This window comes from Ruegeria sp. AL11 (assembly GCF_056540865.1).
Window position 1 is genome coordinate 205,132 of sequence record NZ_JBQFXO010000006.1, and the last position, 26,225, is coordinate 231,356.

Sequence of the window (26,225 nt, forward strand, 5' to 3'; positions counted from 1 at the left end):
GCGTGAAAATACTGGAACGTGTGGCAGACCCCATGAAACCCGACCGGAGGGCAGAAGATGAAAATAGGCGGTGTTCACTACCACTCGATCTGGCGCGACGCTGAAAGCGGCGAGGTCAGGATCATCGACCAGCGCTGGCTGCCGCATGATTTCCGGATCGCTACATTGTCCTCTCTGGCCGAGTTTGAGGCCGCGATCCGCGAGATGTGGGTGCGTGGCGCGCCTTTGATCGGGGCGACAGCTGCTTATGGGATGGCGGATGCGATGTCCCGTGACCCGTCTGATCAGAGTTTTGAACATTCAGCCTCGGTGCTGAACGCGACCCGCCCAACGGCGGTGAACCTGAACTGGGCGTTGCAGCGCTGCCGGGAGGCCCTGCTGCCTCTGCAGCCCGATCAACGTGCCGCCGCGGCCTGGGCGCTGGCGGACGAGATCTGCGAAGAGGATATCGAGATCAATCGCCGGATCGGAGAACATGGGCTTGCTTTGATCCGCGACATCGCCGCCCGCAAACCCGCAGGTGAGCCGGTGCGTTTGTTGACCCATTGCAATGCCGGGTGGCTGGCCACCGTAGATTGGGGCACTGCGACCAGCCCGATGTATCAGGCGCATAACGCTGGTTTGCCGATCCATGTCTGGGTCGATGAAACACGACCCCGAAACCAGGGGGCCTTGACTGCGTGGGAGCTGGGCGAACATGGCATCAGCCATCAATACATCGTCGACAATGCAGGCGGTCATTTGATGCAGCATGGTCTGGTCGATCTGGTGATCACCGGGACGGATCGGACCACCTCGACTGGCGATGTCTGCAACAAGATCGGCACCTATCTGAAAGCCCTGGCCGCGCATGACAACAATGTGCCGTTTTATGTGGCCTTGCCCTCACCCACCATCGATTGGACGCTTCGGGACGGGGTCGCCGAAATCCCGATCGAGGACCGACCGGACCGCGAAATCTCGCATGTGTTCGGCATGACAGAGGACGGCATCGGTGAGGTTTGCGTGATCCCCGAAGGCTCGGATGTGGGCAACCCGGCCTTTGACGTCACGCCGAACCGTCTCGTCACCGGCTTGATCACCGAGCGGGGCGTCTGCGAAGCCAGCGCCGAAGGTCTGGCGGCCATGTTCCCTGAAAAGGTTGGCCAAGCCGCCTGAGCGCAGAAAGACAAGGATACAAAAGACATGATCGAAAACATGTACAAGGCGCAGGCCGCCGCAGACTGGCGTGCGGCTGCCGGCGCCGATCCGGCTGATCAGGAATTGGCAGAGCGGGTCTACACTTCGCGCCTCATCGGTCAGAAACCGGATCTGCTGATGCATGGCGGTGGCAATACCTCGGTCAAGCTAGAGCGCCCCGATTTGTTTGGCGAGATGCGGCCGGTTCTGCACGTCAAAGGCTCGGGCTGGGATCTGGACACGATCGAAGCGCCCGGACTGCCCGGTGTCTGGCAAGAGCCACTGTTGAAGCTACGCGCACTCGATAAGTTGTCGGATGAAGACATGGTGAACTATCAGCGCTCAAGCCTGCTGAATTCGGCCTCGCCCAACCCGTCAGTGGAAACGCTGCTGCATGCCTTCCTGCCACACAAATACGTCGATCACACCCACGCGACGCCGTTTCTGATCCTCGCCGACTTGCCCAATGCCGAGGAGGTCTGTCGCGAGATTTTCGGCGACCGGCTGGGGATCGTGCCTTACATCATGCCCGGTTTTAGCCTCGCGAAGGCGGCGGCGGATGTGTACGACGCCAACCCTGATGTTGAAGGGCTGCTGCTCCTTAAACATGGTCATTTCGCCTTTGGCACCACCGCGCAGGAAAGCTATGACAAGATCGTTCAGCATACCAATGAGGTCGCGGACTATCTCGGGCTGACCGAACTGACGTCAATTGGTGAACGTCTGCCTGCCAACGGGCTGGACATGTTGCCCGTCTTGCGTGGCGTGATCGCTGAGGTCACTGCGGATCAGGACAGTGCGATGCCTGTCTTTGATCTGAGAAATGGCCCCGCGACACATGCGTTTATGGCGCGTGGCGATGTGGACGCGCTGGCGACTCGCGGCATGGCCTCACCGGATCACGTGCTGCGTACCAAGGGCTGGCCGCTGGTGCTGAAACAGGCGGACCTAACCGACCGAGAGAGCATCAAGGCCAAGGTCGAAGCCTTCGCTGTGGATTACCGCGCTTATTTCGACCGTCAGGCCCCTCAGGCCGCGGAACCCAAGACCATGCTGACCCCTGATCCCAAACATGCGTGGATCGAAGGGATCGGTGTGCTAGGGATTGGGGTGAACGCTAAGGCGGCCTCAGCCTCGGCTGATCTTGCTGAACAGAACATCCGCGTGCGCGCTGTCGCAGAAGATGCGGGCGGGTTCTATCCCATCGGTGAAAAGGACATGTTCGATTGCGAATATTGGTCGTTGGAGCAAGCAAAGTTGGGTAAAGGCACCCCTCCGCCGTTTCAGGGCCGGGTCGTCATGGTGACCGGAGGGGCAGGCGCGATTGGTCTGGCAACCGCCAAGGCCTTTGCCGCCAAGGGCGCGAATGTCGTTCTGGTGGATCGGGATCAAGCGGCTCTGGATGCCGCACTATCCCAGTTGGGTCGCTGGCATGCGGCCTGCGCGCTCGACATCACGCAGCCTGACGCTGCCGATACCGCGATGACCGCTGCGGTCGCGGCCTTCGGGGGGCTTGATTTTCTGGTGTCGAATGCGGGCACGGCCACAGGTGGCGCATTGGTCGAGCTGGAGGATGATGCCTTCCGCGCGGCTTTCGAATTGAACTTCTTCGCGCATAAGGCCTTTGCTACCGCCGCTGCCAAGCTGATGCAGGATCAGGGGCGGGGTGGGCAGATCCTGTTCAATATCTCCAAACAGGCGGTCAATCCTGGTCGCAACCTAGGCGCCTATGGAACCCCCAAAGCCGCAACAATGTTCCTGATGCGGCAACTGGCGCTGGAACTGGCGGGGTCTGGAATTCGGGTCAACGGGGTCAATGCTGACAAGATCAGATCAGGCCTGCTGACGGATGCGTTCATCAGGGAACGCGCCGCCGCGCGGGGTGTCAGCGAAGAGGTCTATATGGGCGGCAATCTTCTGGGCCGCGAGGTCGAGGCGCATCATGTCGCCGAAGGGTTCGTCAATCTGGCCTTGATGGAGCGTACGACCGGTCACGTCATCACAGTCGATGGTGGCAATACCGAGGCCGAACTGCGCTAGCTTCGCCCGCTGAAAACACCTACGCGCGACCGATGAACGGCCGCGCGCAGGAAAAACGTGTCAAATGCGTCGTTAGAAATGCGCCGATTGAGTGGCCGGGTTTTTCGCAACCGGCGGGGCGAACTTGGTCAGGTCGATCCCTTCAACCGAGGCTTTGTATTCCTCGATCGTGGGCGTCCGGCCCAGAATGGCCGACAGGACAACAACCGGGGTCGAGGCCAGCAGGGACTCACCTTTCTTGTCCGGTGCATCTGCCACGACGCGGCCCTGGAAAAGGCGGGTCGAGGTGGCCAGAACCGTGTCGCCCTTGGCGGCTTTTTCCTGGTTGCCCATGCACAGGTTACAGCCGGGACGTTCGAGATACAGGATGTTCTCGTACTCGGTCCGCGCCTTTTCTTTCGGGAACAGGTCGTCGAACTCGAAGCCCGAGTATTTCTCAAGTACTTCCCAGTCGCCTTCTTCCTTCAACTCGTCGATGATGTTGTAGGTCGGGGCTGCCACGACCAGCGGGGCCTGGAACTCGACCTTGCCGGTTGCCTTTTCGAGGTTCTTTAACATCTGGGCCACGATCTTGATGTCGCCCTTATGCACCATGCACGAGCCGACAAAGCCTAGGTCCACATGCTTTTCAGCATTGTAGTACGAGATCGGGCGGATCGTGTCGTGGGTATAGCGCTTCGAGACGTCGGTGTTGTTGACATCCGGGTCGGCGATCATCGGTTCAACGATCTGGTCCAGATCAACAACAACCTCTGCGAAGTATTTAGCGTTGTCATCGGGGCGCAGCGCTGGCTTTTCGCCCGATTTGATCTCGGCAATGCGTGCGTCGGCGATGTTGATCAGCTTTTGCAGCATGCCGTTCTCATGCTCCATGCCTTTGTCGATCATGATCTGGATGCGCGACTTGGCCAGTTCCAGCGAACCGATCAGGGTCTCGTCATTCGAGATACAGACCGAGGCCTTGGCCTTCATCTCGGCGGTCCAGTCGGTGAATGTGAACGCCTGGTCGGCCAGCAGCGTGCCGATGTGAACTTCAATCACGCGGCCTTGGAAAACGTTGTCGCCGTGCTGTTCCAGCATCTGCGCCTGGGTGGCATGCACAACATCGCGGAAATCCATATGCTCGGCCATCGTGCCCTTGAAGGTCACCTTGACCGATTCAGGGATGGGCATCGAGGCCTCACCTGTGGCCAGCGCCAAAGCAACAGTGCCCGAGTCGGCCCCGAAGGCCACGCCTTTGGACATACGGGTGTGGCTGTCGCCGCCGATGATGACCGACCAGTCATCCACGGTGATGTCGTTCAGCACCTTGTGGATCACATCCGTCATCGAATGGTAAACGCCCTTCGGGTCACGCCCGGTGACGAGGCCGAAGTCATTCATGAACTTCATCAGGCGGGGGGTGTTGGCTTGCGCCTTCGCATCCCACACAGAGGCCGTGTGACAGCCGGACTGATACGCCCCATCGACGATGGGTGAGACAACGGTTGCCGCCATCGACTCAAGCTCTTGCATGGTCATCAGGCCGGTTGTGTCCTGTGAGCCGACGATGTTGACCTTGACGCGCACGTCCGATCCGGCATGCAGGGTTTTACCGGGTGTGGTTCCAACGGCGTTCTTGTTGAAGATCTTTTCAACCGCTGTCAGGCCCTGGCCCTCGTGGCTGATTTCTTTCGACGGCGCAAAGACCAGCGGTGCCTCAACGCCCAGTTCCTCGGCTGCGAATGTTTGCAGTTTCTTGCCGAAGACGATGGCGTAGGAACCGCCTGCCTTCATGAACTCGACCTTTTGCGGCGTGAAGGACGAGGTTACGTCGACCAGCTCTTCCCCATCCTCGCTCAGCAGTTTGTGGTCTTTGGTGTTAATCTTCAGAACCGTGCCAGTCGCAACCGAGTACTTCTCTTCCAGGATCGGGTTGCCGTCATTGTTCAGGATTGCGTTGCCATCCTCATCGACCTTTTTGACCCAGTTCTTCAGGTCCAGTCCGATGCCGCCGGTCACGCCCACGGTGGTCAGGAAGATCGGCGAAATGCCGTTGGTGCCCGCAACGATGGGGGCGTAGTTGACAAAGGGCACATAGGGGCTGGCTTGTTTGCCGGTCCACAGGGCCACGTTGTTCACACCCGACATACGGGACGAGCCCACACCCATGGTGCCTTTTTCAGCGATCAGCATGACGCGCTTGCCGGGATGCTTCAGCTTGAGCGCTTCGATCTCTTGTTGCGCGGCCTCGGAGATCAGGCATTTGCCGTGCAATTCGCGGTCCGCGCGCGAGTGTGCCTGATTGCCAGGCGACAACAGGTCAGTCGAGATGTCACCTTCGGCAGCAACATATGTGACGACTTCGATCTCTTCGTCGATGTCGGGCAGCTTGGTGAAGAACTCGGCCTTGGCGTAGCTTTCAAGGATGTCTTTCGCGACGGCATTGCCTGCATCGAGCGCTGCTTTCAGCCGGTTGGTATCCGCGTCATACAGGAAGACCTGAGTCTTCAGAACCTTAGCCGCCTTGCCCGCAATCGCTACATCGTCACCCAAAGCCAGATCCAGCAGAACCTTAACCGAGGGGCCGCCTTTCATGTGCGACAGCAGTTCGAACGCGAAATCCTGCGAGATTTCTTCGACATCGGCCTGACCCAGAATGATCTCTTTCAGAAACGCCGCCTTCTCACCTGCGGCGCTGGTTGTGCCGGGCAGGGTATTGTAGATGAAGAAATGCAGCGAGTCCGCGCGATGTTCATTCTGAGGGTCGCGGATTTGGTCGATGATCTCTTTTGTCAGGGCGCCGTCATCGACGGGTTTGGGGTTCAACCCCTGCTCTTTGCGTGTTTCGATCTCGGCAAGGTAATCAGTATACAGGCTCATGGCTATCCCGACGTATTGGCGTTAGAAGGTGCTTGAGGTCCCGGTCTCAGACATGGATCTGACGCCCGGACATGCTCTTTGTATGCGGCGGTATACTAAATCAACAGGGATTGCAAGTCGCGACACTGGGACAGGTTGCCCCAGGGTTCTTGGCCTATTCCCGGAAAGCGCGTGTGAAGTAGTCGGTCAGCGGCTTGGTCAGGTAGGACAGCGGAGTACGCTCATCCGTTTTGATCATCGCCTCGACCGGCATGCCTGGCAGCAGAGTTTGCCCGTTGAGGCGATCCAGCTGACCGTCATCGGGAACGAGCTCGGCCCGGTAGAAGGTAAAGCCTGTGCCTTCATCGGTGAATGTATCTGCCGAGACATTGATGACATGGCCATCCAGTTCCGGGGTTTCCCGCTGGTTGAAGCTGGGAAAGCGCAGGGCGACTTCTTGCCCGCGAAACAGCTGGTCCACGTGGATCGCATCAACCTTGGCTGCCACCAAAAGGGGCGTATCCTGCGGCACCACATACATCATCTGTTCAGCCGGTTGGATGACCGACTGCAGGGCGAAAACCTGACTGTCATAAACGGTTCCAGAAACGGGCGCGCGAATATCCAGGCGCGAAAGGCGCTCGGTCAGCGAGAGGCGTCGTTCAGCAAGCTCGGCGATGCGCGTTTGCGCGTCACGCAGCGTTGTGATCGCTTCTTCGCGGCGGGTTGCGTTCAGCTCCAATATCTGGATCTCTGTCGAGGCGATTTGCCCCGTCAACCGGGCGATGGTCGCCTCGAGCCGTCCGATGGCGCCGGTCAGGTTGGCCTCTTCCCGTTGCAAGGCCGATACGCGGCTGGCTTGTGTCAGGCCGCGCTGCAACAGGCTTTCCTGATCCTTGAGCTCTTCGCTTATCAATTCCACTTGCTTTTGGGCGGCGGTTAACTGCGCCTGTGTGCCGTCGATTTCGTTTTCGATCTGGGTTTTCTGACGAGTCAATTGCTCAGTCTGTTGCGTCAACGTCTCGTTGCGGGCGTCAAAAAGGCGCTGCTGACCTGCGATCAGATCGTCTGGGATGTTTTCGCGTTGCTGTACCTCTCGCAGCTTTGCCGCCAACTCCTCGGAGGTGGCCCCATCGCGTTCCGCTTCCAACCGGGCCTGACGGCTGAGCAGTTCAAACAATTGCGTCTCGACCACGGTCTTTTCCGAAGCCAGAAACGTATCGTCCAGACGTAGCAGCAGATCGCCGCTTTCCACCAGATCCCCGTCGCGCACGAAGATCTCGCCGACGACACCGCCATCGGGATGTTCTACCACCTGACGGTTGCTTTGCACCTCGATCACACCTTGTGAGATGATCGCACCGGCCAGTTGGGTCCGAACGCTCCAGATGCCGATGCCCACAACAAGGATGAGCAGCGCAACAAAGCCCACAGTTGCAGGGAAGGTTATGCGCCAACTGCGGCGCGCAGGAGGGTTGCTCATTTCTCACCCACTTTATTGAGGTGTCGTTTGATCGCACCGGCATTCTGGACCATCGAGCCCAGAACTTCGTCCCGGCTGCCTGCTTTGACGATCTGGCCTTTCTCGACCACGATCAGGTCATCACATTCGGAAATCGCCTGCGGGCGGTGCGTCATGATGATTGCGGCCTTGCCGCTTTTCTTGAGGCTGCGCACCGCGCGGTTCAGCGCTTCTGTGCCGTCGGCATCCAAGGCCGAGTTCGGTTCGTCCAGGATCAGCAGCACAGGATCACCATAGAGCGCTCGGGCAAGTGCGATCCGTTGTTTCTGACCGCCGGACAGCTGGCTGTCATTGCCTTCCAAGAAGGTATCATATCCTTTTTCCAAAGACATGATCAGCTCATGTGCGTTGGCCTTTTTGGCGGCGGCGACAACAGCGGCGTCATCGGGTCGTTGCGACATCCGGGCGATGTTCTCTGTCACGGTTCCGTTAAACAGCGTGACCTGCTGCGGCAGGTAGCCGATGTAGTGGCCCAGATCATCTGCGGCATATTGGTCCAGTGTCGCGCCACCCAAGCGAATCTCACCCGCTGCGGGGGTCAGCAGACCCAAAAGCGCCTTGGCCAGAGTCGTCTTGCCCGAGCCACTTTTGCCGATCACACCCAGCGCCTTGCCGGGTTCCAATAGCAGCGAGGCATTGCGCAGGGTTGGCTTTTGAACGCCGGGCGGAATGACCGTCAGCCCTTTTGCGACGAGACGCGCCTCGGGCACCGGCAGCTTGGTTTTGGCCTGCTCGGGAGGGGTTTCATCGAGGAAGGTGCCAAGACGAGACCATGCGGTTCGCGCGTTTTCGATCAGCCCCCATTGGCCCACCGCCATTTCCACAGGTGCCAAAGCGCGGCCCAGCAAGATCGAACCTGCGATCATGGCCCCTGCCGTCATCTCGTTGCGCAACACCAGCCAAGCGCCAAGCGCCAACATCGCGGATTGCAGGAACAGGCGCAGCGATTTGGTCAAAGACGTGAAACTGCCGGTCCAGTCGCTGGCCGAGATGCTCTGTGACAAGGCGCTGCTGCGCTGTGTCAACCAGCGCTGCGCAACGTCGCCCTGCATGCCCTGCGACCGTACAACTTCGGCGGCTTGCCGCGCTTGTTCCGCAAAGGCATTGGCCCGGCCTGAGGCAACCTGCGCCTCGGCCACTTTCTGTTTGGTCAGGATCTGGTTGAGCAAGGCGATGACGATCAGCAAGCTACCACCAGCAACCGCCAGCCAGCCGAGCAACGGGTGAAACAGGAAGATCGCGGCCAGGAAAACAGGCGTCCACGGGATATCCATAACGGCGAGGAAAACAGGCGACGCGCAAAGCGACCGAACGGCCTCCAGATCGCGCAAGGCCGTTGCTGGTGCCGAGCGGATCTGTGGATACAGTGCCCGCCGAATGGTTCCGTCAAAAACCCTCTCGTCCAGCGAGGATTGGAACTTGGCCCCGAACCGCGCCACAATCCGGCCGCGTGCGTAGTCCAGCATGGCCATTAGGCCGTAGAGCAGCCCGACCAGCAGAAACAGCGCCGTAAGCGTCTCGACCGAGCGCGAACTGAGAACCCGGTCATAGACCTGCAGCATAAACAGCGGCCCGGTCAGCATCAGCAGGTTGACGAAGATGCTGAATAGAAACGCGACACCCAGAAACGATACGCTCTGGTTGCGCACGCTCTGAAGCTCTCGCCTCGGGTTGGGCGGTTTGCGGTTTGTCTGTTTCAAATCAATGTCCCCGACACGATGTCCAGCCTGATGCGGCTACGTTTTTTTACCGCGAACCGAGTCTCGAAGAAAGAGTTAGGGTATGCAACTCGATCGTCAAAGGACCAGCGAAATCCGGCCAAACGGCTAAAATCTGGCAGGTTCCCCTAGGGTCCAGCACCCCAATTAGGCATTGCAAGTTTCAGAATGATTTGGATTATCAAGGGCACGTTGATCGCGCTTCGTCGATCACCCGCCATCCGAGCGGGTCAAAAAAAGAATTGGGGAGATTACAATGAAAGTGAAACACTTGCTGGTCGCAGCCAGTGCCATGGCCCTTTTGGCTGGTACTGCCTCTGCGGAAACGCTGCGCTGGGCACGCGCGGGCGACTCGCTGACGATGGACCCGCATGCCCAGAACGAGGGTCCGACCTCGGCCATGGCGCATCAGATCATGGAAACGCTGGTGATGCGCGACCATTCCGGGGCGCTTGTGCCGTCGCTGGCGACCGAGTGGGCCCCGTCTGAGGAAAACCCGAACGTATGGGTGTTCAAACTGCGTGAAGGCGTGACCTTCCATGACGGCGCTGAGTTCGACAGCGAAGACGTTGTCTTCTCGCTCAACCGCGCGATGACGCCGGATTCCGACTACAAAGAGTTGCTCGCCTCGGTCAAAGAGGTGCGCGCGCCGGACAAATACACGGTTGAGATCGAAACCGACGGTCCGAACCCGATCATGCCTAACAACCTGACCAACATGTTTATGATGGACAAGGCCTGGGCCGAGGCGAACAACGCCGTGAAGGTGCAGGACTATGAAGGGGGCGAGGATACATTCGCCGCCAAGAACGCAAACGGTACCGGCCCGTACAAGCTGGTCAGCCGTGAACCCGACGTGAAAACCGTTCTGACCGCGAACGAGAACTACTGGGGCAAGGATGAGTTCCCCCTAGAAGTGACCGAGATCATCTATACCCCGATCCAGAACGCCGCGACCCGGGTTGCTGCTTTGCTGTCGGGGGAGGTCGATTTCATTCAGGACGTCCCCGTTCAGGATCTGGCCCGCGTTGCGGATACCGATGGCCTGGACGTACGGACTGCGCCTCAGAACCGGGTGATCTTCTTCGGCATGAACATGGGGGATGCCGATCTGGGTTCGGACAATGTGGACGGGAAGAACCCGCTGGCAGACGTACGCGTTCGTCAGGCGATGTCCAAGGCCATTAACCGGGATGCCATCAAGCAGGTCGTTATGCGCGGCCAGTCGGCCCCTGCTGGCATGATTGCACCGCCTTTCGTGAACGGTTGGGATGAGGGCATGGACAGCTCGTCGACGACTGATATCGAAGGGGCCAAGGCGCTGATGGCCGAGGCTGGGTATCCGGATGGGTTCTCGATCACGCTGAACTGCCCCAACGACCGCTATGTCAATGACGAAGCGATCTGTCAGGCTGCCGTTGGCATGCTGGCGCAGATTGGTGTTACGGTGAATCTGGATGCCAAACCCAAGGCGCAGCATTTCCCGCTGCTCTCGAACCTCGAGACCGACTTCTACATGCTGGGCTGGGGCGTTCCGACCTACGACTCCGAGTATATCTTCAACTTCCTGGTTCACACCAAGGGTGAGAAATACGGCTCGTGGAATGCGACTCGCTACAACAACCCGGATCTGGACGCCAAGATCCAGGGGCTGGCCTCTGAAACGGACCTTCCGAAGCGTGACGCGCAGATCGCCGAGATCTGGCAGGTTGTGCAGGACGATCAACTGTATATCCCGATTCACCATCAGGTGCTGAACTGGGGTATGAAGTCGAATGTCGGCACAATTGTTGAGCCGGAAGATTCGCCGAAGATCAAATACTTCACCATGAACTAAGGTTCAGGGTGCAAGACAGGGCAGGGCGCGGACCAGCGCCCTGTCATTTGGTGTTTCACGACTGTTCACCTAAAACAGAGAGGTATCGCCATGACCTTCAAGGCAACGGCCATCGGTTTGGCCTTTTTAGCCGCAAGCGCCGCTCAGGCCGCCGAGTTCAAATGGGCCTCGACCACCGATCCACAGACCATGGACCCGCACGCCGTCAACTCGGCCGCTGTTCTTGGGTTCCTCAACAATGTCTACGAAGGACTGGTCCGCCGCGGCAAGGACATGAGCGTCGAGCCCGCTTTGGCCACTAGTTGGGAATCGATCGGAGACGGCGAAGGCTGGCGGTTCACCCTGCGCGAGGGCGTGACGTTCCACGATGGCAGCACATTCGACGCGGAGGACGTTCTGTTCAGTTACCAACGCGCCTCGGATGAAGTTTCGGATACCCGCAGCTGGTTCGCACCGATCAGCGAGGTCAAGGTGGTCGATGACTATACCGTCGATTTCATGACAACAGCACCCAACCCGCTGTTCCCGTCGTCCATTGCCAATTGGATGATCATGGATCAGGGCTGGGCAGAGGCCAATGAGGCGGCTCTGCCCGACAAGGAAACCGGGAATTACGCGACGCTGAACGCCAACGGCACCGGCGCGTTTCAGATCACCGCGCGTGAGCCCGGTCTGCGTACTGTTCTGGAGCCTTTTGAAGGTTGGTGGGGTGAGGCAGAGCACAACATTGCCCGCGCCGAATTCAACCCGATCCAGAACTCTGCTACCGCTGTCGCAGCCTTGCTGTCCGGCGATGTCGATATGATTGAGCCTGTCCCGATTCAGGACGTGGCGCGCCTTCAGGGCAATGATGAGGTCGAGGTCATTCAGGGGATCGAGGCCCGCGTGATCATGCTTGGCTTTGACCATCAGGCCGAGACCCTGAAATACACCGACGACGCTGGCAAACCGAACCCGTTCCGGGATGCGCGTGTGCGTCAGGCCGTGGCGCATGCCGTTAATGTCGACGCGATCCTTGCCACGATCATGCGCGGCAATGCCGAGGCGGCCTCGCAACTCGTCAGCCCTGCCATGAGCGGTTACTCGGCGGCCAACGCAGAACGCCCCGCTTATGATGTCGAGGCAGCAAAGGCCTTGCTTGCCGAAGCTGGATACGCGGATGGATTCTCGTTCGGCCTTAAATGCCCCAATGACCGCTATCTGAATGACGAGGCCGTCTGTCAGGCGATTGTCAGCATGCTGGCACAGATCGGCATAGCGGCTCAGCTGGACGCGATGCCGGTGCGCAACTACTGGCCCGAGCTGCGCGAAGACAATTACGACATGTACCTGCTGGGCTGGAGCCCGGGCACTTTCGACGCAGAACACCCCGTGCGCTTTCTGGTCGCGACACCCAACGAAGAGAAAAAGCTGGGCAGCTGGAATTTCGGAGGCTTCTCGAACGCGCGTGTCGATGAACTGCTGCCGCAGATTCAATCCGAACTGGATGAAGGCACGCGTCAGGCCATGTTGGACGAGGTCACCAGCATCATTCAGGATGAGCAGGTCTATGTTCCGATGTATGTGCAACCTCTGGTCTGGGGAACGCGCAGCAATATCGAGCTGACGCAACGGCCGGATAACTTCTTCATCCTGCGGTGGGTTACCGTAGACTGAAAACGCTGTTCAAGGGGCCGGATCGTTCTGGCCCCTGTTTCGTTAGCGGTATCTTGACCATTTGGTCAGACGCGGCTTAGACAGGCCGATCAACCGGGGATTCTGAATGTTCGCATATATTGTTCGAAGGATGTTCCAATCCGTGATCGTTTTGCTGGTCGTGGGTCTGGTCGCATTCTCGATGTTTCGTTTTGTCGGCGATCCGATCGACAACATGCTGGGTCAGGAACGCACACAGGCCGATATCGACCGGCTGAGGACGGAACTGGGCCTCGATCAGCCATTTGTCGTGCAATACGCCAAGTTCCTGCAGGGCGCGGTTCAGGGCAACTTCGGCGTCTCCTACCGTCAAGGCCGCCCGGTCTCGACCATCATCGCCGAACGTGCGCCCGCGACGCTGGAGCTGGCCTTCGTGTCAGGCTTCCTCGCCATCACTATGGGCATCGCGCTGGGCGTCTTCACGGCGATTCGACGACAAGGGGTGGCGGCGAATATCATCATGACGGTCAGTTTGATCGGGGTCTCTCTGCCCACCTTCCTGATCGGGATATTGCTGATTTACATATTCTCAGTCGAACTTGACCTCTTACCCAGTTTCGGCAGGGGTGAGACAGTCATGATCGGAGGCTGGTCAACCGGGTTTCTGACCACCTCGGGCCTGAAGGCACTGATCCTGCCCGCGATTACGCTGGGCCTGTATCAGATGACCTTGATCATGCGTCTGGTGCGGTCCGAGATGCTTGAGGTCCTGCGCGCCGACTACGTGCGTTTCGCCCGCGCCCGAGGGCTGTCGGACAGGGTGATCAACTTCCGCCACGCGCTGAAAAACACGCTGGTGCCGGTGATTACGATCACGGGTCTGCAACTGGGCTCGATCATCGCCTTTGCCATCATCACCGAGACCGTGTTCCAATGGCCCGGCGTCGGACTGCTGTTCATCAACGCCATCCAGTTCGTCGATATTCCCGTCATGGCCGCCTATCTGATGCTGATCTCGGTCATGTTCGTGACGATCAACCTGATCGTCGATCTTCTCTACTATGCCATTGACCCGCGCCTGCGTGTCGACGCGAGGGCCACATGACCGATACGATCGAAACCCCGCAACCCGCCTCCAAGTCGCGCTTTGCCAAAGCATGGGACAGCGATTTCGCATGGTCCTTCCGGCATTCGCCCGTGGCTGTCATCGCCTCGGCCGTTGTGCTGATCCTTGTGTTTTGTGCCATTTTCGCGCCCTTGATCGCGCCTTACAATCCGTTTGATCCGGCGACTTTGAACCTGATGAACGGCTTCACACCGCCGGGCACACCGAATGCGTTTACGCAGGAAACCTTCCTGCTGGGCACGGATGACCAGGGTCGGGACGTATTCTCGACCATCCTCTACGGGCTGCGCATTTCCTTGTTCGTCGGGGCTGCCGCCGTATTGCTGGCTCTGATCATCGGAGTCGTTCTGGGTTTGGTCGCGGCCTATTTTGGTGGCTGGGTCGAAACGCTGATCATGCGGATCGCCGACGTTCAGCTGACCTTTCCGGCCATTCTGGTCGCTATGCTGATCTTTGGCATCGCCAAAGGCGTGACCCCGCCGGAATATCGCGATGAAATGGCGATCTATGTGCTGATCATCGCCATCGCTTTGTCCGACTGGGTACAGTTTGCTCGGGTCGTCCGCGGGGCAGCGCTGGTCGAAAAGAACAAGGAATATGTGCAGGCTGCGCGACTGATCGGTCGCGGCTCGATCCCGATCATGTTCCGTCATATCCTGCCCAATGTCCTCAGCCCGGTTCTGGTGATCGCCACCATCTCGCTGGCGCTGGCCATCATCGCCGAGGCGACGCTGAGCTTCCTTGGCGTCGGCGCGCCTCCGACCCAACCTTCGCTGGGAACGCTGATCCGCATTGGACAGGGGTTCCTGTTCTCGGGAGAGTGGTGGATTCTGTTCTTCCCCGCCTGCACCCTTCTGGCCCTCGCCCTGTCCGTGAACCTGCTGGGCGACTGGCTGCGCGATGCGCTGAACCCAAAACTGCGGTGACCTAATGAGCCTTCTGACCATCCAAGACCTCACCGTCGAATTCCCGACCCGCCGCAGGCTGTTCACTGCGGTGGATCGCGCAGACCTGTCCGTCGAGCCGGGTGAAATCCACGGTTTGGTGGGCGAATCCGGTGCAGGCAAATCCACCATCGGTGCGGCTGTCATGGGGCTGCTGGAACGTCCCGGGCGGATCGCCAGCGGCCAGATCAAGCTGGGCGGAGAACAGATCAGTGGCCTCGATGCCGAAGCGATGCGCGGTCTGCGCGGCAAGAAGATCTCGATGATCTTTCAGGACCCGCTGACCTCGCTGAACCCTTTGTTCACGGTGCGAGAGCAGCTGACCGAAACCATCCTGGCCCATCTGGGTTGCACCGACGCCGAGGCCAATCAACGCGCCCGAGATCTGATTGACCGGGTGGGTATCCCGGACCCCGATACACGCTTGGATCAGTACCCGCACCAATTCTCGGGCGGGATGCGCCAACGGGTGGTGATCGCCTTGGCGTTGTGTACCGAACCAGATGTGATCATCGCTGATGAACCGACCACAGCGCTGGATGTTTCGGTTCAGGCGCAGATTTTGGACCTGATCAAGGAATTGGCGCGGGAACGGCAGGTCGGCGTCATTCTGATCACCCATGACATGGGCGTCATCGCCGATACGACCGACCGCGTGACCGTTATGTATGCTGGCAAGGTTGTCGAAACCGGAACAACCGCGCAGGTGATGGGGCAGCCCCAACACGAATACACGCGGTCGCTGATCGCGGCGGTGCCACGGCCGACGCTCAAGCTGCACCGTTTCCCTCAGATCAGCTATGGCGGTCGTGAGACGCGCTTTGCGATCGAGGATATGGCGCGCCATTGGCCGAAAGTGGACAATGACACATCCAAGCCCGTGTTCGAAATTCGCAACCTGACCAAACGCTTCCTGCAACGGCGCGGTCTTTTGCCTTGGGATCGGACCTATTTCACCGCCGTCGATGATGTGAGCTTTGATATCCGCGCGGGCGAGGTTTTCGGCGTGGTGGGTGAATCCGGCTCGGGCAAGTCCACCGTGGCGCGGATGATTGCTGGCTTGTACCCGGTCGATGGCGGCTCGATCACGTTTGACGGGCAGTTGGTCAGCGATCTGGGCGACAAAGCTGTGCAGGACGCGTACCGCAAGAACATCCAGATGATCTTTCAGGATCCCTATTCCTCGCTGAACCCCAGAATGCGCGTGGACGAGATCGTGGCAGAACCGATCCGTCATCACCGCCTCATGAGCGGTTCAGACGTCAAACGTCGGGTGGATGAGCTGTTGGATCAGGTGGGTCTGGGTTCGGAAGCGGGCCTGAAATACCCGCATGAGTTCTCGGGCGGGCAGCGTCAGCGTATCTCCATCGCGCGCGCCTTGGCGACGCAGCCTCGGTTCCTGATCTGCGATGAGCCGACCAGTGCGCTAGACGTCTCGATCCAGGCGCAGATCCTGAACATCCTGAAGGACCTGCAAGAGCATCTGGGCCTGACGATGCTGTTCATCAGCCACGATCTGCCGGTCGTGCGGCAGATGTGCGACCGCGTTGCCGTGATGAAGGCAGGGCAGATGGTCGAGATCCAAGAAACCGATGCCCTGTTTGCCAATCCGCAGACGGACTACGCTAAGGAACTATTGCACCTGATGCCACGACTTGATGATCTGTCGACCGAAGGACTGGACGTTTAGGTCTTGGTTCTGGGGTCCACATAAGTCCAGCGATAGGCGGGCGGGGTCGGTCCCTTATTGCGGCCACCTTGCTCCATCTGCTCCCATGCATGAGTCAGGATGCCGACCGAACGGGAAAGACAGAACAACCCGCGCGCCAAGGGTGGGGCAAAGCCCAACTCGGCATAGATCACTGCCGTCGCGCCATCGATATTCATGGGGACGGGCTTGCCTTTGCGATGGGCCAGCTCGGCCTCAATCGCCTGCCCGATCCGCATGAAATCACCGCTGCATGCCCCTTGATCGACGGCTTCCGTGACCAGCGCCATCAGGCGCGGCGCGCGCGGATCAGTCGGGGTGTGAAAGCGATGGCCAAAGCCCGGCAGGATCTTTCCGTGAGTGGTGATCCAATCATCCAACGCTTGCCCCAAATCGCCCGAATGTCCTGCAACAAAATGATAGAGCTGCACGGCCTGCTCTCCGGCCCCGCCATGCACATCGCCCAGCATGTTGACCGCGCTGGCCATCGCGTTGTTCAGGGGCAGACCGCAGGTCACGGCCATTCTGGCGGCAGCAATTGAGGGCGCTTGCGGACCGTGATCGACCGCCGCAACCAAAGCTGCTTCGAACAAACGGGCTTGGGCGTCGGTCGGTTTCTCGCCGCGCAGCATGAACCAGATCATTTCGGCGAAACCCAGATTGCCGATCAAATCCTGGATTGGCTCTCCGCGCAGGTGTATCCGGCCAGGCTCCATGTCGATGATCGAGGTTTGCCACCAATCGGATACATCGCTCATATGATGCCCTCCTTTTTCAAGGCGTCGATCTCATCCTGCGACAGCCCGAGTTCAGACCAGATTGCGGAATTGTCTGCGCCCAATTCCGGCGGTGCAGTCCCAGGATGTTTGCGCGACCCGTCCATGACAATAGGGCTGCCAGCGAGCTGTAGGTCTTCACCGTGAATGTCCAGCGTACCGATCAAACCCCGCCCAGATAGTTGCGGGTCGTCGAGTGCATCGGCGACGGTCAGTACCTGCCCGGTGGGCACTCCAATATCATTCAACTCTCGCACCCATTCCTTTGCCGGTCGCGTGGTCAGCGTGAGCTCCAATTCCGCGCGCAAGGCGTGACGATTGGCCTTGCGATCCTCTCGTGTTGTGTAGGCTGGATCGTCCAGCAGGTCGTTCCGACCCAGTTGCCGAGCCAGTGCTTGCCATTGTTCATCCCGATTTGCAGCGATGTTGATCGGACTGTCTGCAGTGGCAAAGGTGCCCGAGGGGGCCGAGGTTGTGTTTTCGTTCCCATGCGCGGCAGGCGTGACGCCCCCGATCAGGTGGTTTGACACCACCCAACCCATTGTGGAAATCACCGCCTCGGTCATCGCAACATCGAGAAACGCGCCACGCGGGGTCGCGTTCAGGGCGGATGAGATGGCGAATGCTGCGGTCAGCCCGCCGACCGTATCCGCTAACGGAAACCCGACGCGATAGGGGGCGGTTTCGGGCGCGCCGGTGATGGACATGACACCGCTGATGCCTTGTACGATCTGGTCATAGGCGGGATCATTCCGGCGTGGCCCGTCCTGCCCAAAGCCACTGATTGCGCAGTAGATCAGTCGCGGGTTTTCAGCTTTCAGGATTTCATAGCCCAGACCTAGTCGATCCATAACGCCGGGCCTGAAATTCTCGACCAGAACATCGGCGTTGCGAACAAGCTTTTTCAGCAGCGCTTTTCCGTGCTCATGTTTCATATCCAGCGTCACGGATTTCTTCGCGGCATTTTGCGCAAGAAAGCTGATCCCCATGCCAGCTTTGTTGCGATCAGGATCAGCGCCCAACACCCGGGCAAGATCGCCCGAGCCGGGGCGTTCGACCTTGATCACCTCGGCGCCCATCAGCGCCAGCTGATAGCAGCAATAGGGGCCAGCAAGCACGTTCGTCAGATCCAGAACGCGGATGCCGGCCAGAGGGTCAGTCCCCATCCGCAATCCCCGCAGCCCGTGCCCGCGCACGGCGCGCGCGGTAGCTTGGCAGCAGCACCAGAAGGACGGCGATCACCAGCAGGCCTAGGGTCATCGGGCGCTCCCATATGAAGGCGATACCGTCATAGAGCTGCATCGAGCGGGCAAAGTTGTCCTCCATCATCCCACCAAGTATGAACCCGATCAGAAGTGGGGCGAGGGGGTAGTCCGCGAATTTCAACGCGGTGGCGCAGATGCCGAAGCCGACGAGGAGCAGTAGCTCGGTCGCGTTGTTCTGGCCGATATAGGCACCCATCAGGGTGAAGAACAGGATGAACGGGATCAGGAAATTGCGCGGTACGGCCAGCACTTTGGCGATGTAGGGGATCAGCGGCAGGTTCAGGATCAGCAGCACCAGGTTGCCGATGAACATCGACATGATGACGGCCCAGAAGATCTGAGGCTCATCCACCATCAGGCGCGGGCCGGGTGTCACGTTCAGCGCGATCAGAGCGCCCAGCAGGATGGCCGTCGTGCCCGACCCCGGGATGCCCAGCGTTAGCAGTGGTACGAATGACCCGGTACAGGCCGCGTTGTTGGCAGATTCCGGTGCGGCCAGACCTTTGATCGAGCCTTTGCCAAACTCTTCCTGTTCCTGCTTCGGTGCAATATTGCGTTCGACCGCGTAGCCAAGGAAGCTGGCAATTGTCGCCCCAGCCCCAGGCAAGACGCCGATGAAAAAGCCCTGAACTGACTGACGGCCAATGACGGGTGCAATTGCTTTCGCTTCGTCCTTGGTGATGCGGAGGTCCTTGATTTCTCCGTCGTCGCCTTTCAGGTCTTTGGGTTTCAAGACGAGAAACAGCGCCTCGGGCAGGGCGAACATCGCCATAGCCAGCGTAATGAAGCCAAAGCCGGACTGAAGGTCCATGATCCCCATGGTGAAGCGCGGCAGGTTGAACAAAGCGCCTTCGCCGACGGTTGCCATGATCAGGCCGAGGATTGTCATGATCATGGCTTTGGCGACCTGACCCGACCCCGCAAAGGCCGCGATAGCGGACAGGCCCACGACCATAAGGGCGAAGTACTCGGCCGAGTGGAACAGCAGCGCGACCGAAGAAAGCGCGGGCGCGAACACCATCAACAGAATGGCGCCCAATGTGCCACCCGCGAAACTGGCGATGGCCGCGATGGTCAGCGCCTTACCTGCCTTGCCTTGCCGCGCCATCGGGTAGCCATCGAAACTTGAGGCCACGGTGCCCGCGACTCCCGGCGCGTTCAGCAGAATGGACGAGGTTGAGCCGCCGAAAATCGCGCCATAGTAGACGCCTGCCAACAGGATCAGGGCTGCCGAGGGATCGCCCATCGAAATTGCGACCGGGATCATGATGGCGATGATCGACATCGGGCCGAGGCCCGGAAGCATGCCGATGAAGGTGCCGATCAGACAGCCGGCGATGACCATCAGCAGGTTTTGGATTGAGAATGCCGTTTGCAGGCCGATCAGAAGTCCTTCGAGCATGTCAGCCTCCGAAAATGCCCGGCAGGGGGCGCATGTAGATGCCCAGGACTTCCTGAACGAGATACCAGACCGCGCCTGTGGCGATGAAGGCGACCGGCAGCATGAGGTGCCACTTGCGCTCGCCCAGTATGAACGAGCCGAGGACCAGGAAAGCAGAAGTTGAGATCAGAAAGCCGACGGGCCGCAGGCACAGGGCATAGATCACCATAAGGGCCAACAGCATCAAAGCTTGATCAAGGTGGTAGTCACCCAGTCGGCGGTAGTCGATATCCGCCGCTTTCGGCTCGGATTTTTCGAAGCCCAGCAGGATGATTGTGCAGGCGATTATGCCCAGAACAGACAGCACTTTTGGGAAGGTGCTTGGCCAAATGGGGTTGCGCTGCATGAAGGGGGGCAGGCTGCCATCCATCGTAAACCAGGCGGCGTAGCCATAGGCCAGACAGACCCCAAGCAAAACAAGCGCGATCCAGCGATCCAGCGCCATGACATCCCCTCCCTCGTGTTTTTTGTTGATTGTGGCAGAGCGGGCGGGCCGCTCTGCCGTGAGTGGTGCTTAGAGGAAGCCCAGTTTTTTCATCAGATCGCTGATCTGCTGCTCTTGCTGCTCGAGGAAGGTCGAGAAATCGTCGCCCGAGTTGTGGATGTTCACCCAACCATTGCGCGCACGTACTTCTTCCCACTCGGGGGTGTCATACATCTTGGCGATGGCGTCTTGGTAGGCGGCCAGCTTGTCTTCGGGCAAGCCGGGCGCTGCAAAGAAACCGCGCCAGTTGACGAAGGTGGTGTCGATGCCCTGTTCCTTCATGGTCTGTGCGTCGGGCGCTGCGTCCACACGCTCATCCGCAGTCACACCGATGATTTTCACCTCGCCTGCATTAGCCAGATCGACGGCTTCCGAGAAACCGGTGGACAGCGCTGCGATCTCACCCGACAGCAAGGCTGCCATGGCTTTGCCGCCTGCGTCATAAGGAATGTACTTGACGCCAAGAGCGTCTTTGCCCGCTGCTTCCATCACCATGGCCGCAACCAGATGGTCCATGCCGCCCGGAACCGAGCCGCCGCCGATGGCTGTTGCACCCGGGTCCGCGTCATAGGCGGCCAGCAGGTCCGCCATCGAATTGATCGGGCTGTCTTTGCCGACAACAATGGCCGCGTAGTCGCCGATGGTGCCCGACACCAGCGTCAGATCGCGGAAGTTATGCGGGAACACACCCGTCAGTGAGCGGATTACGATGGGGGTCGAGTTCACCATCAGCGTGCCATGGTTGCTGTCGGCATTCTCGATCAGGTAGCCGATGGCCTTACCGCCGCCACCGCCTGACATGTTCTCGTAAGACGCGGTACCCACAAGCCCCGCTTTGGTTAGCGCCTCTCCGGTGCCGCGTGCAGTGCCATCCCAGCCGCCGCCTGCGCCGCCGGGGATCAGGAAGTGGATGCTGTCCACGACCTCGTGGCCGTCAGCCAAAACAGGTCCTGCAAGACCAACAGCGGCCACAGCCGCGATCAGGGCGCGACGGCCCAGTTTGAAAGTTGTCATGATGTCCTCCCATTTGACAACTGGCCGCTTGGCGGCACAGATTGAGATCAAGAAAACACATCAACCTGACATCAACCTGTCATGCGCGAAAATACTGCGAACGCCTCATGAAATTTCTACTGATCGAAGACAATATGGACCTTGCGAACGCAATCGGTTCGCGGATGCGACTGGACGGCCATGTCGTTGATCATGCAGCAACTTTGGACGATGCGACCGCGTTCGTCGAGGCCGAGGAATATGACCTGATCCTGTTGGACATCATGCTGCCCGATGGGGATGGGCGCGATTTCCTCAAACGCCACCGTGCAAGTCATCTGGACACACCTGTCATCGTTTTGACCGCGCGCAGCCAGGTCTCGGATCGAATCGGGTCGCTGGATCTGGGGGCCGACGACTATGTCACCAAGCCCTTTGATCACGCAGAGCTTGAGGCCCGCTGCCGCGCCGTTTTGCGCCGCAAATCTGGGATCGCTAAATCAACCATCGAGATCGGCGGTATCGTCTTCGACCCGGTTGCCGGTCACCTGATTGTCGGCGGCGAGACTCTGTCGCTGCGCAATCGGGAACTGCGCCTGTTGGAGTTCTTCATCAATGCGCCCGGTCAGGTGTTCTCGAAACAAAAACTGGCGGACAGGCTGTTTTCCTACGATGACGATGTCTCGGACAATGCTATCGAGGTGTATGTCGCCCGCCTGCGCAAACATCTCGAGCGTTCGGAGTTGAAAATTACCACGTTGCGTGGCCTGGGCTACAGGCTGGATCATGTCAGCTAGCCCCGCGGTTTCAGGATCTCTTCGTAATCGTCTGGTGCTGACCCTGATTGGCGGCGCGGCCATTCTGGCGTTGCTTTTGTTCTTTACAGTGCGCAGTTATGCCGCTCGCGTCGCGCAGCAAGGGCAGGACAATATTCTTGGTGCCTCCGTCACCTCGATCCTCGATGCCGTCGCTCTGCGGGACGGAGAGCTTGAGGTCGACATCCCCTACGCCGCCTTCTCGATGCTAAGTACGCCGTCGGATGATCGGGTGTTTTACGCCATCTTTCAGGACGGAGAACTGTTGTCCGGCTACGACGATCTTTCAGCCACGAATGGAACGCCCAATGGCGAATGGGTTTTTCAATCGGGCGAGGTGCGCGGAGAGAGCATTCGCCAGGTCAGCGCCAGCCGCACTCTCGTGGGTTTGGGAACCCGGACCGAAGTCGAAGTGGCCCTTGGTCAAACGCAAGACGCATTAGCCGAAACCCTCAGGCAGATTTCACGAAACGCGGCGTATTTGGGGATAGGTTTCTTCACGCTGGTCGCCGGGTTATCGTTCTGGGCAACGTCTGCCACCATCGGGCAGTTGAACAAGCTGACGACGTCGGTGACACGTCGGGGCCCACAAGATCTCAGCCCATTCAGAAAACCGGTGCCGCGGGAAATGGCCCCGCTTGTGTCGTCGCTGAACTCTTTGATGGGGCGTTTGGATCAGTCGCTCAGCCAGTCCGAGGATTTCATAGCCGAGGCGGCACACCGGGTTCGGACGCCATTGGCAACGGTTCGGTCTTATGCGGACGCGACGTTGCAACGCGTTGAAAAGGAAGAGAATCGAGAGGCTTTGCGCTCGATGGTGCGAGCAATTGACGAAAGCTCTCGGGCGGCGGGGCAATTGCTGGATCATGCGATGATCACCTTTCGCGCCGATCATCTGGAGCGGGAAGAGATTGATCTAGTCGCTCTCGTCCGCGATCTGGTTCAACGCCTCACGCCCATTGCCGAGATGAAGGACCTTTCCCTGACCTTGGTCGGAGACCCCGTTGTGACCTATTCCGGCGATCCGATCCTGATCCAGAATGCCGTGCGCAACATGGTCGACAACGCGCTGAAATATGCCCCCGCCGAAAGCGTGGTCGAGATCGAGGTCTCGCAAGGGGCGCAAGCGCAGATCAGCGTGAGCGATCAGGGGCCGGGCTTTCCGCCAAGTGAAATCGACACACTCACCCGGCGGTTCGAGCGTGGGAAGAATGCGGCCGGGACCATTGGCTCGGGGCTTGGCCTGACCATCGTTCAGGATGTCGCAAAGGCCCATGGCGGCGATCTGATCCTGACCAACCGGAAAGGTACAGGCGCATGCGTTACCTTATTGCTTTGATCGTCACACTTTTGGCCTCAGCCTGCGTGGCCGAGGAGTGGGAGGACCAGCGGGTGTTCAACGCCGCCGCTGAAGGCCCGCGTTTGCGTATCATCTCCAGCACCGACACCGCGCTTTTCGCGCCGTTGATCGAGGGGTTCCTGACGCAAAATCCAGATGTCTCCGTCGAGTATCTGGTGACGGGAACCGCCGATCTGAATGCGCGTGTGCGGGCTGCGCCTGAGGCGTTTGATGTTGTCATTTCCAGCGCGATGGATCTGCAGCTGAAGCTTGCGAATGATGGGTTTGCAATGCCTTTGAAGGATATGCCGGGCGCGGAATGGGCCCAGTGGCATGACAGCCTGTTTGCCTTTACCCAGGAGCCGGCGGCCATCGTTATCAACCGTGCGGCCTTCGCAGGGTATCCCGTTCCGCAAACCCGGCAGGAACTGATCGAGGCCCTGCGCGCGCGCCCCGAAGCCTTCCGTGGGAAAGTCGGTACCTATGATGTCCGCCAATCTGGCTTGGGCTATTTGTTCGCCACGCAAGATGCTCGCGCCTCCGAGACCTTTTGGCGTCTGATGGAAGTCATGGGCGGGCTGGACCTGCGTCTGTATTGCTGCTCGGGCGACATGATTGACGATCTGACAAGTGGCTCGATCGCGGTGGCCTACAACGTGCTTGGTAGCTACGCAACGGCACGGGTTGAAGGCAAAGAGGCGCTCGAAGTCATTCTGCCCAGCGATTTTCAGACAACCATGATGCGAACGGCAATGGTGGTTAAAAACACGCGATATCCTGCTGTCGCCAAGGCGTTTGTCCGCAACCTGATCGTTGCAGTGCCTGAGCTGGCACCTTTGCCCTTGCTCACCTCACAGCAGGCACAGGAGGCCGCAGTTATCACGCTGGAGCCCGCTTTGTTGACCTATCTCGACACGCTCAAACGCAGGAAATTCCTGACGGCCTGGGAAGACGCCGTCATTCAGAAATAGCGCGATCCTCAAGGGCCTTTAGCTCAAGCTGCAGGCCTTTTTCATAGTCTGTTGATCCGTTCTCAAATCGCCACAGGCAATAGGCTGCCATTCGCCACGCATACCACGGACGTAGTGCTTCGTAGCGGGCAACTGTTTTGGGGCAGTTATACTTGGCCAGGAACTGCGCGTGTTCATCTGGGTTAAGCGGAGCGCCGCGATACAGATGCTGCATGGCAGACGATAGGAACAGGGCCAGATCCTCGCAGGGATCGCCAATTGCCGGGCATTGCCAGTCGATCAGGGTCAGGTTGGAGCCGTCCACCAGAATGTTCCCGGCCACAGGGTCGCCGTGGATCATACACGTTCTTTTTGTTGGAGGCACAGGTTCCTCGGGCCGCATCGCGGTGACGCGATCTTTAAAGCCAGAGGAACACAACGCCAAGAGCTCAGCCCCGTGGCGAGCCAGATCAGCGCTGCCGTTCCGTCCTGTAGGCAGCGGCAAATCGACCGTCGCACCATGCAATCTGCGCAGCAAAGAGGCGACCTGAGCCGTTCCACTTTCCCACGGGCGACCCGGTGCGTGATCGTACAGAACCCAGGCGTCGCCCTGATGTTGCCCAGTTGCCCGCAACCGGGGTACGAACCCGTCCTGCTCAAACGCGCGCAGACACAGCGCTTCGAGTTGGGCGTCATTGCTGAACATGGGGTTGCGCAGTTTGGTTCTGTAAAGCTTCAATACCGTGTCGCCACTCTCGCCCAGAACTTTCCACACCATATTGGTCCGACCCCCAAACAAAGGTTCGAACCGCACGGATCCCGTGATCAGCCCGCGCGTGCGCAGCTGGTCAATCAGGTCTGGTAGAGGCGCGTTGACATGGGGCAGGGGATGTACCGCTCAGCAAGGGAATCGTGATTTGCCAAGGTTTGGACTGCCAGCCCGATCAGATCAAGCGCCTGTTCGGATCGCCGTCACCTCGTCCGAGCGGACAGTGGCCCCACTTTGCAGGGACAGATGCACCGTGCCATCCGCGATTTGCGCCTCAACCACGCGGTTGTAGCTAGCGGCCAATCGCTCCGATAACAGTTCGTCATTCTTGTAACTCTCCAACGTGGCGGAATACGTGCCCTGTCCCAGCGGATCGCCAGAAGCATCGGTGCCGGCCCAGAGGAGTTCGGTGACTGTGTGATTGACTGGAATGCGGTCGATTACGGTGCCGGTTGAATTGCGGATCACCATGATGGCTTCATCACTTGTTGCATCGGCCTGAGCAAACAGAGTGACCGGCTGGCCTTCGAATCGAAAGGCTGAAGCGGATCGAACATCAACGCCCACCCAATTGGAAAGCTCACTCAGCTTTTGCCCACCCAAGGCCGTGCTCAGGGAAGACAACAGGTCATTGGTCTGAACCTGCTGTTCGACCATCGAGAACTGGGCCAGCTGAGATGCGTATTCCGAGGAATCCATAGGCTCCAACGGGTCCTGGTTTCGCGCTTGTGCGGTGAGCATCAGCAGAAAGGTCTCAAAATCCGAGGTCAGCTTGGATGCCTGCGAGGCAGCCGAGGTCGGGGTCAGTATCGGGGTCTGAGCGGAACTTGTAGGAGTGATCAT

At 59.2% G+C, this 26,225-nt stretch carries 20 protein-coding genes; 10 read left to right on the top strand and 10 right to left on the bottom strand.

What is annotated here, in order from left to right; all coding sequences use genetic code 11:
* Positions 1 to 57: 57 nt before the first annotated feature.
* Together mtnA and ACR0IP_RS11740 are read left to right on the top strand one after the other, a co-directional pair.
* Positions 58 to 1,158, top strand: coding sequence for an S-methyl-5-thioribose-1-phosphate isomerase (mtnA, locus tag ACR0IP_RS11735; RefSeq protein ID WP_170375674.1), 1,101 nt, complete (start codon positions 58 to 60; stop codon positions 1,156 to 1,158).
* A gap of 27 nt (positions 1,159 to 1,185) precedes the next feature.
* Positions 1,186 to 3,219, top strand: a complete 2,034-nt coding sequence (locus tag ACR0IP_RS11740) for a bifunctional aldolase/short-chain dehydrogenase (protein WP_480525688.1) — start codon at positions 1,186 to 1,188, stop codon at positions 3,217 to 3,219.
* Between the two features lie 72 nt (positions 3,220 to 3,291).
* On the opposite strand, the gene ACR0IP_RS11745 is transcribed toward ACR0IP_RS11740, so the two are convergent.
* From ACR0IP_RS11745 to ACR0IP_RS11755, 3 genes are all read right to left on the bottom strand, one after another.
* Positions 3,292 to 6,081, bottom strand: coding sequence for a bifunctional aconitate hydratase 2/2-methylisocitrate dehydratase (locus tag ACR0IP_RS11745; RefSeq protein WP_480525690.1), 2,790 nt, complete (start codon positions 6,079 to 6,081; stop codon positions 3,292 to 3,294).
* Between the two features lie 154 nt (positions 6,082 to 6,235).
* Positions 6,236 to 7,543, bottom strand: coding sequence for an HlyD family type I secretion periplasmic adaptor subunit (locus ACR0IP_RS11750; protein WP_170375668.1), 1,308 nt, complete (start codon positions 7,541 to 7,543; stop codon positions 6,236 to 6,238).
* The gene (locus ACR0IP_RS11755) at positions 7,540 to 9,282 is read right to left on the bottom strand and encodes a type I secretion system permease/ATPase (RefSeq protein WP_480525692.1); all 1,743 of its coding nucleotides are present in this window, start codon (positions 9,280 to 9,282) and stop codon (positions 7,540 to 7,542) included. Before ACR0IP_RS11755 ends, ACR0IP_RS11750 begins: the two co-directional genes overlap by 4 nt.
* Positions 9,283 to 9,556: 274 nt before the next feature.
* On the opposite strand from ACR0IP_RS11755, the gene ACR0IP_RS11760 reads away from it, so the two are divergent.
* The 5 genes from ACR0IP_RS11760 (at position 9,557) to ACR0IP_RS11780 (ending at position 16,532) form a co-directional block, all read left to right on the top strand.
* On the top strand, positions 9,557 to 11,137 hold the full coding sequence (locus ACR0IP_RS11760) for an ABC transporter substrate-binding protein (protein WP_170678071.1): 1,581 nt from the start codon (positions 9,557 to 9,559) through the stop codon (positions 11,135 to 11,137).
* A gap of 90 nt (positions 11,138 to 11,227) precedes the next feature.
* Positions 11,228 to 12,793: an ABC transporter substrate-binding protein gene (locus ACR0IP_RS11765; RefSeq protein ID WP_480525694.1), complete on the top strand. Its 1,566-nt coding sequence runs from the start codon at positions 11,228 to 11,230 to the stop codon at positions 12,791 to 12,793.
* A 106-nt stretch (positions 12,794 to 12,899) separates the two neighbouring features.
* Positions 12,900 to 13,877, top strand: coding sequence for an ABC transporter permease (locus ACR0IP_RS11770; RefSeq protein WP_170375660.1), 978 nt, complete (start codon positions 12,900 to 12,902; stop codon positions 13,875 to 13,877).
* Positions 13,874 to 14,824, top strand: coding sequence for an ABC transporter permease (locus ACR0IP_RS11775; RefSeq protein ID WP_170471477.1), 951 nt, complete (start codon positions 13,874 to 13,876; stop codon positions 14,822 to 14,824). Before ACR0IP_RS11770 ends, ACR0IP_RS11775 begins: the two co-directional genes overlap by 4 nt.
* Before the next feature lie 4 nt (positions 14,825 to 14,828).
* On the top strand, positions 14,829 to 16,532 hold the full coding sequence (locus ACR0IP_RS11780; protein WP_170375655.1) for an ABC transporter ATP-binding protein: 1,704 nt from the start codon (positions 14,829 to 14,831) through the stop codon (positions 16,530 to 16,532).
* Here ACR0IP_RS11780 and ACR0IP_RS11785 read toward each other — a convergent pair.
* The 5 genes from ACR0IP_RS11785 to ACR0IP_RS11805 form a co-directional block, all read right to left on the bottom strand.
* On the bottom strand, positions 16,529 to 17,308 hold the full coding sequence (locus tag ACR0IP_RS11785) for a citryl-CoA lyase (protein WP_170690732.1): 780 nt from the start codon (positions 17,306 to 17,308) through the stop codon (positions 16,529 to 16,531). The genes ACR0IP_RS11780 and ACR0IP_RS11785 overlap by 4 nt on opposite strands.
* Positions 17,305 to 18,492 (bottom strand): CoA transferase, encoded by a 1,188-nt coding sequence (locus ACR0IP_RS11790; RefSeq protein ID WP_170690730.1) that lies wholly within the window; start codon positions 18,490 to 18,492, stop codon positions 17,305 to 17,307. The genes ACR0IP_RS11785 and ACR0IP_RS11790 overlap by 4 nt, the downstream gene beginning before the upstream one ends.
* The gene (locus ACR0IP_RS11795; RefSeq protein WP_170471470.1) at positions 18,482 to 19,993 is read right to left on the bottom strand and encodes a tripartite tricarboxylate transporter permease; all 1,512 of its coding nucleotides are present in this window, start codon (positions 19,991 to 19,993) and stop codon (positions 18,482 to 18,484) included. The genes ACR0IP_RS11790 and ACR0IP_RS11795 overlap by 11 nt, the downstream gene beginning before the upstream one ends.
* A gap of 1 nt (position 19,994) precedes the next feature.
* Positions 19,995 to 20,477, bottom strand: coding sequence for a tripartite tricarboxylate transporter TctB family protein (locus tag ACR0IP_RS11800; RefSeq protein ID WP_170375648.1), 483 nt, complete (start codon positions 20,475 to 20,477; stop codon positions 19,995 to 19,997).
* Between the two features lie 69 nt (positions 20,478 to 20,546).
* On the bottom strand, positions 20,547 to 21,530 hold the full coding sequence (locus ACR0IP_RS11805; protein ID WP_170375647.1) for a tripartite tricarboxylate transporter substrate binding protein: 984 nt from the start codon (positions 21,528 to 21,530) through the stop codon (positions 20,547 to 20,549).
* A gap of 107 nt (positions 21,531 to 21,637) precedes the next feature.
* On the opposite strand from ACR0IP_RS11805, the gene ACR0IP_RS11810 reads away from it, so the two are divergent.
* Genes ACR0IP_RS11810 through ACR0IP_RS11820 form a run of 3 tightly spaced genes read left to right on the top strand, consistent with a single transcriptional unit; the run spans position 21,638 to position 24,634 of the window.
* A complete protein-coding gene (locus tag ACR0IP_RS11810; RefSeq protein WP_480525698.1) occupies positions 21,638 to 22,306 on the top strand; it encodes a response regulator transcription factor in 669 nt (222 codons plus the stop codon).
* A complete protein-coding gene (locus ACR0IP_RS11815; RefSeq protein ID WP_170690725.1) occupies positions 22,296 to 23,663 on the top strand; it encodes a sensor histidine kinase in 1,368 nt (455 codons plus the stop codon). The genes ACR0IP_RS11810 and ACR0IP_RS11815 overlap by 11 nt, the downstream gene beginning before the upstream one ends.
* Complete coding sequence (locus ACR0IP_RS11820; protein ID WP_170375644.1) at positions 23,642 to 24,634, top strand: ABC transporter substrate-binding protein; 993 nt, start codon at positions 23,642 to 23,644, stop codon at positions 24,632 to 24,634. Before ACR0IP_RS11815 ends, ACR0IP_RS11820 begins: the two co-directional genes overlap by 22 nt.
* Here the strand turns inward: ACR0IP_RS11820 and ACR0IP_RS11825 are convergent.
* Both ACR0IP_RS11825 and ACR0IP_RS11830 read right to left on the bottom strand, forming a co-directional pair.
* Positions 24,621 to 25,427, bottom strand: a complete 807-nt coding sequence (locus ACR0IP_RS11825; RefSeq protein WP_480525700.1) for a phosphotransferase family protein — start codon at positions 25,425 to 25,427, stop codon at positions 24,621 to 24,623. The genes ACR0IP_RS11820 and ACR0IP_RS11825 overlap by 14 nt on opposite strands.
* Before the next feature lie 135 nt (positions 25,428 to 25,562).
* A complete protein-coding gene (locus tag ACR0IP_RS11830) occupies positions 25,563 to 26,225 on the bottom strand; it encodes a flagellar hook capping FlgD N-terminal domain-containing protein (RefSeq protein WP_480525702.1) in 663 nt (220 codons plus the stop codon).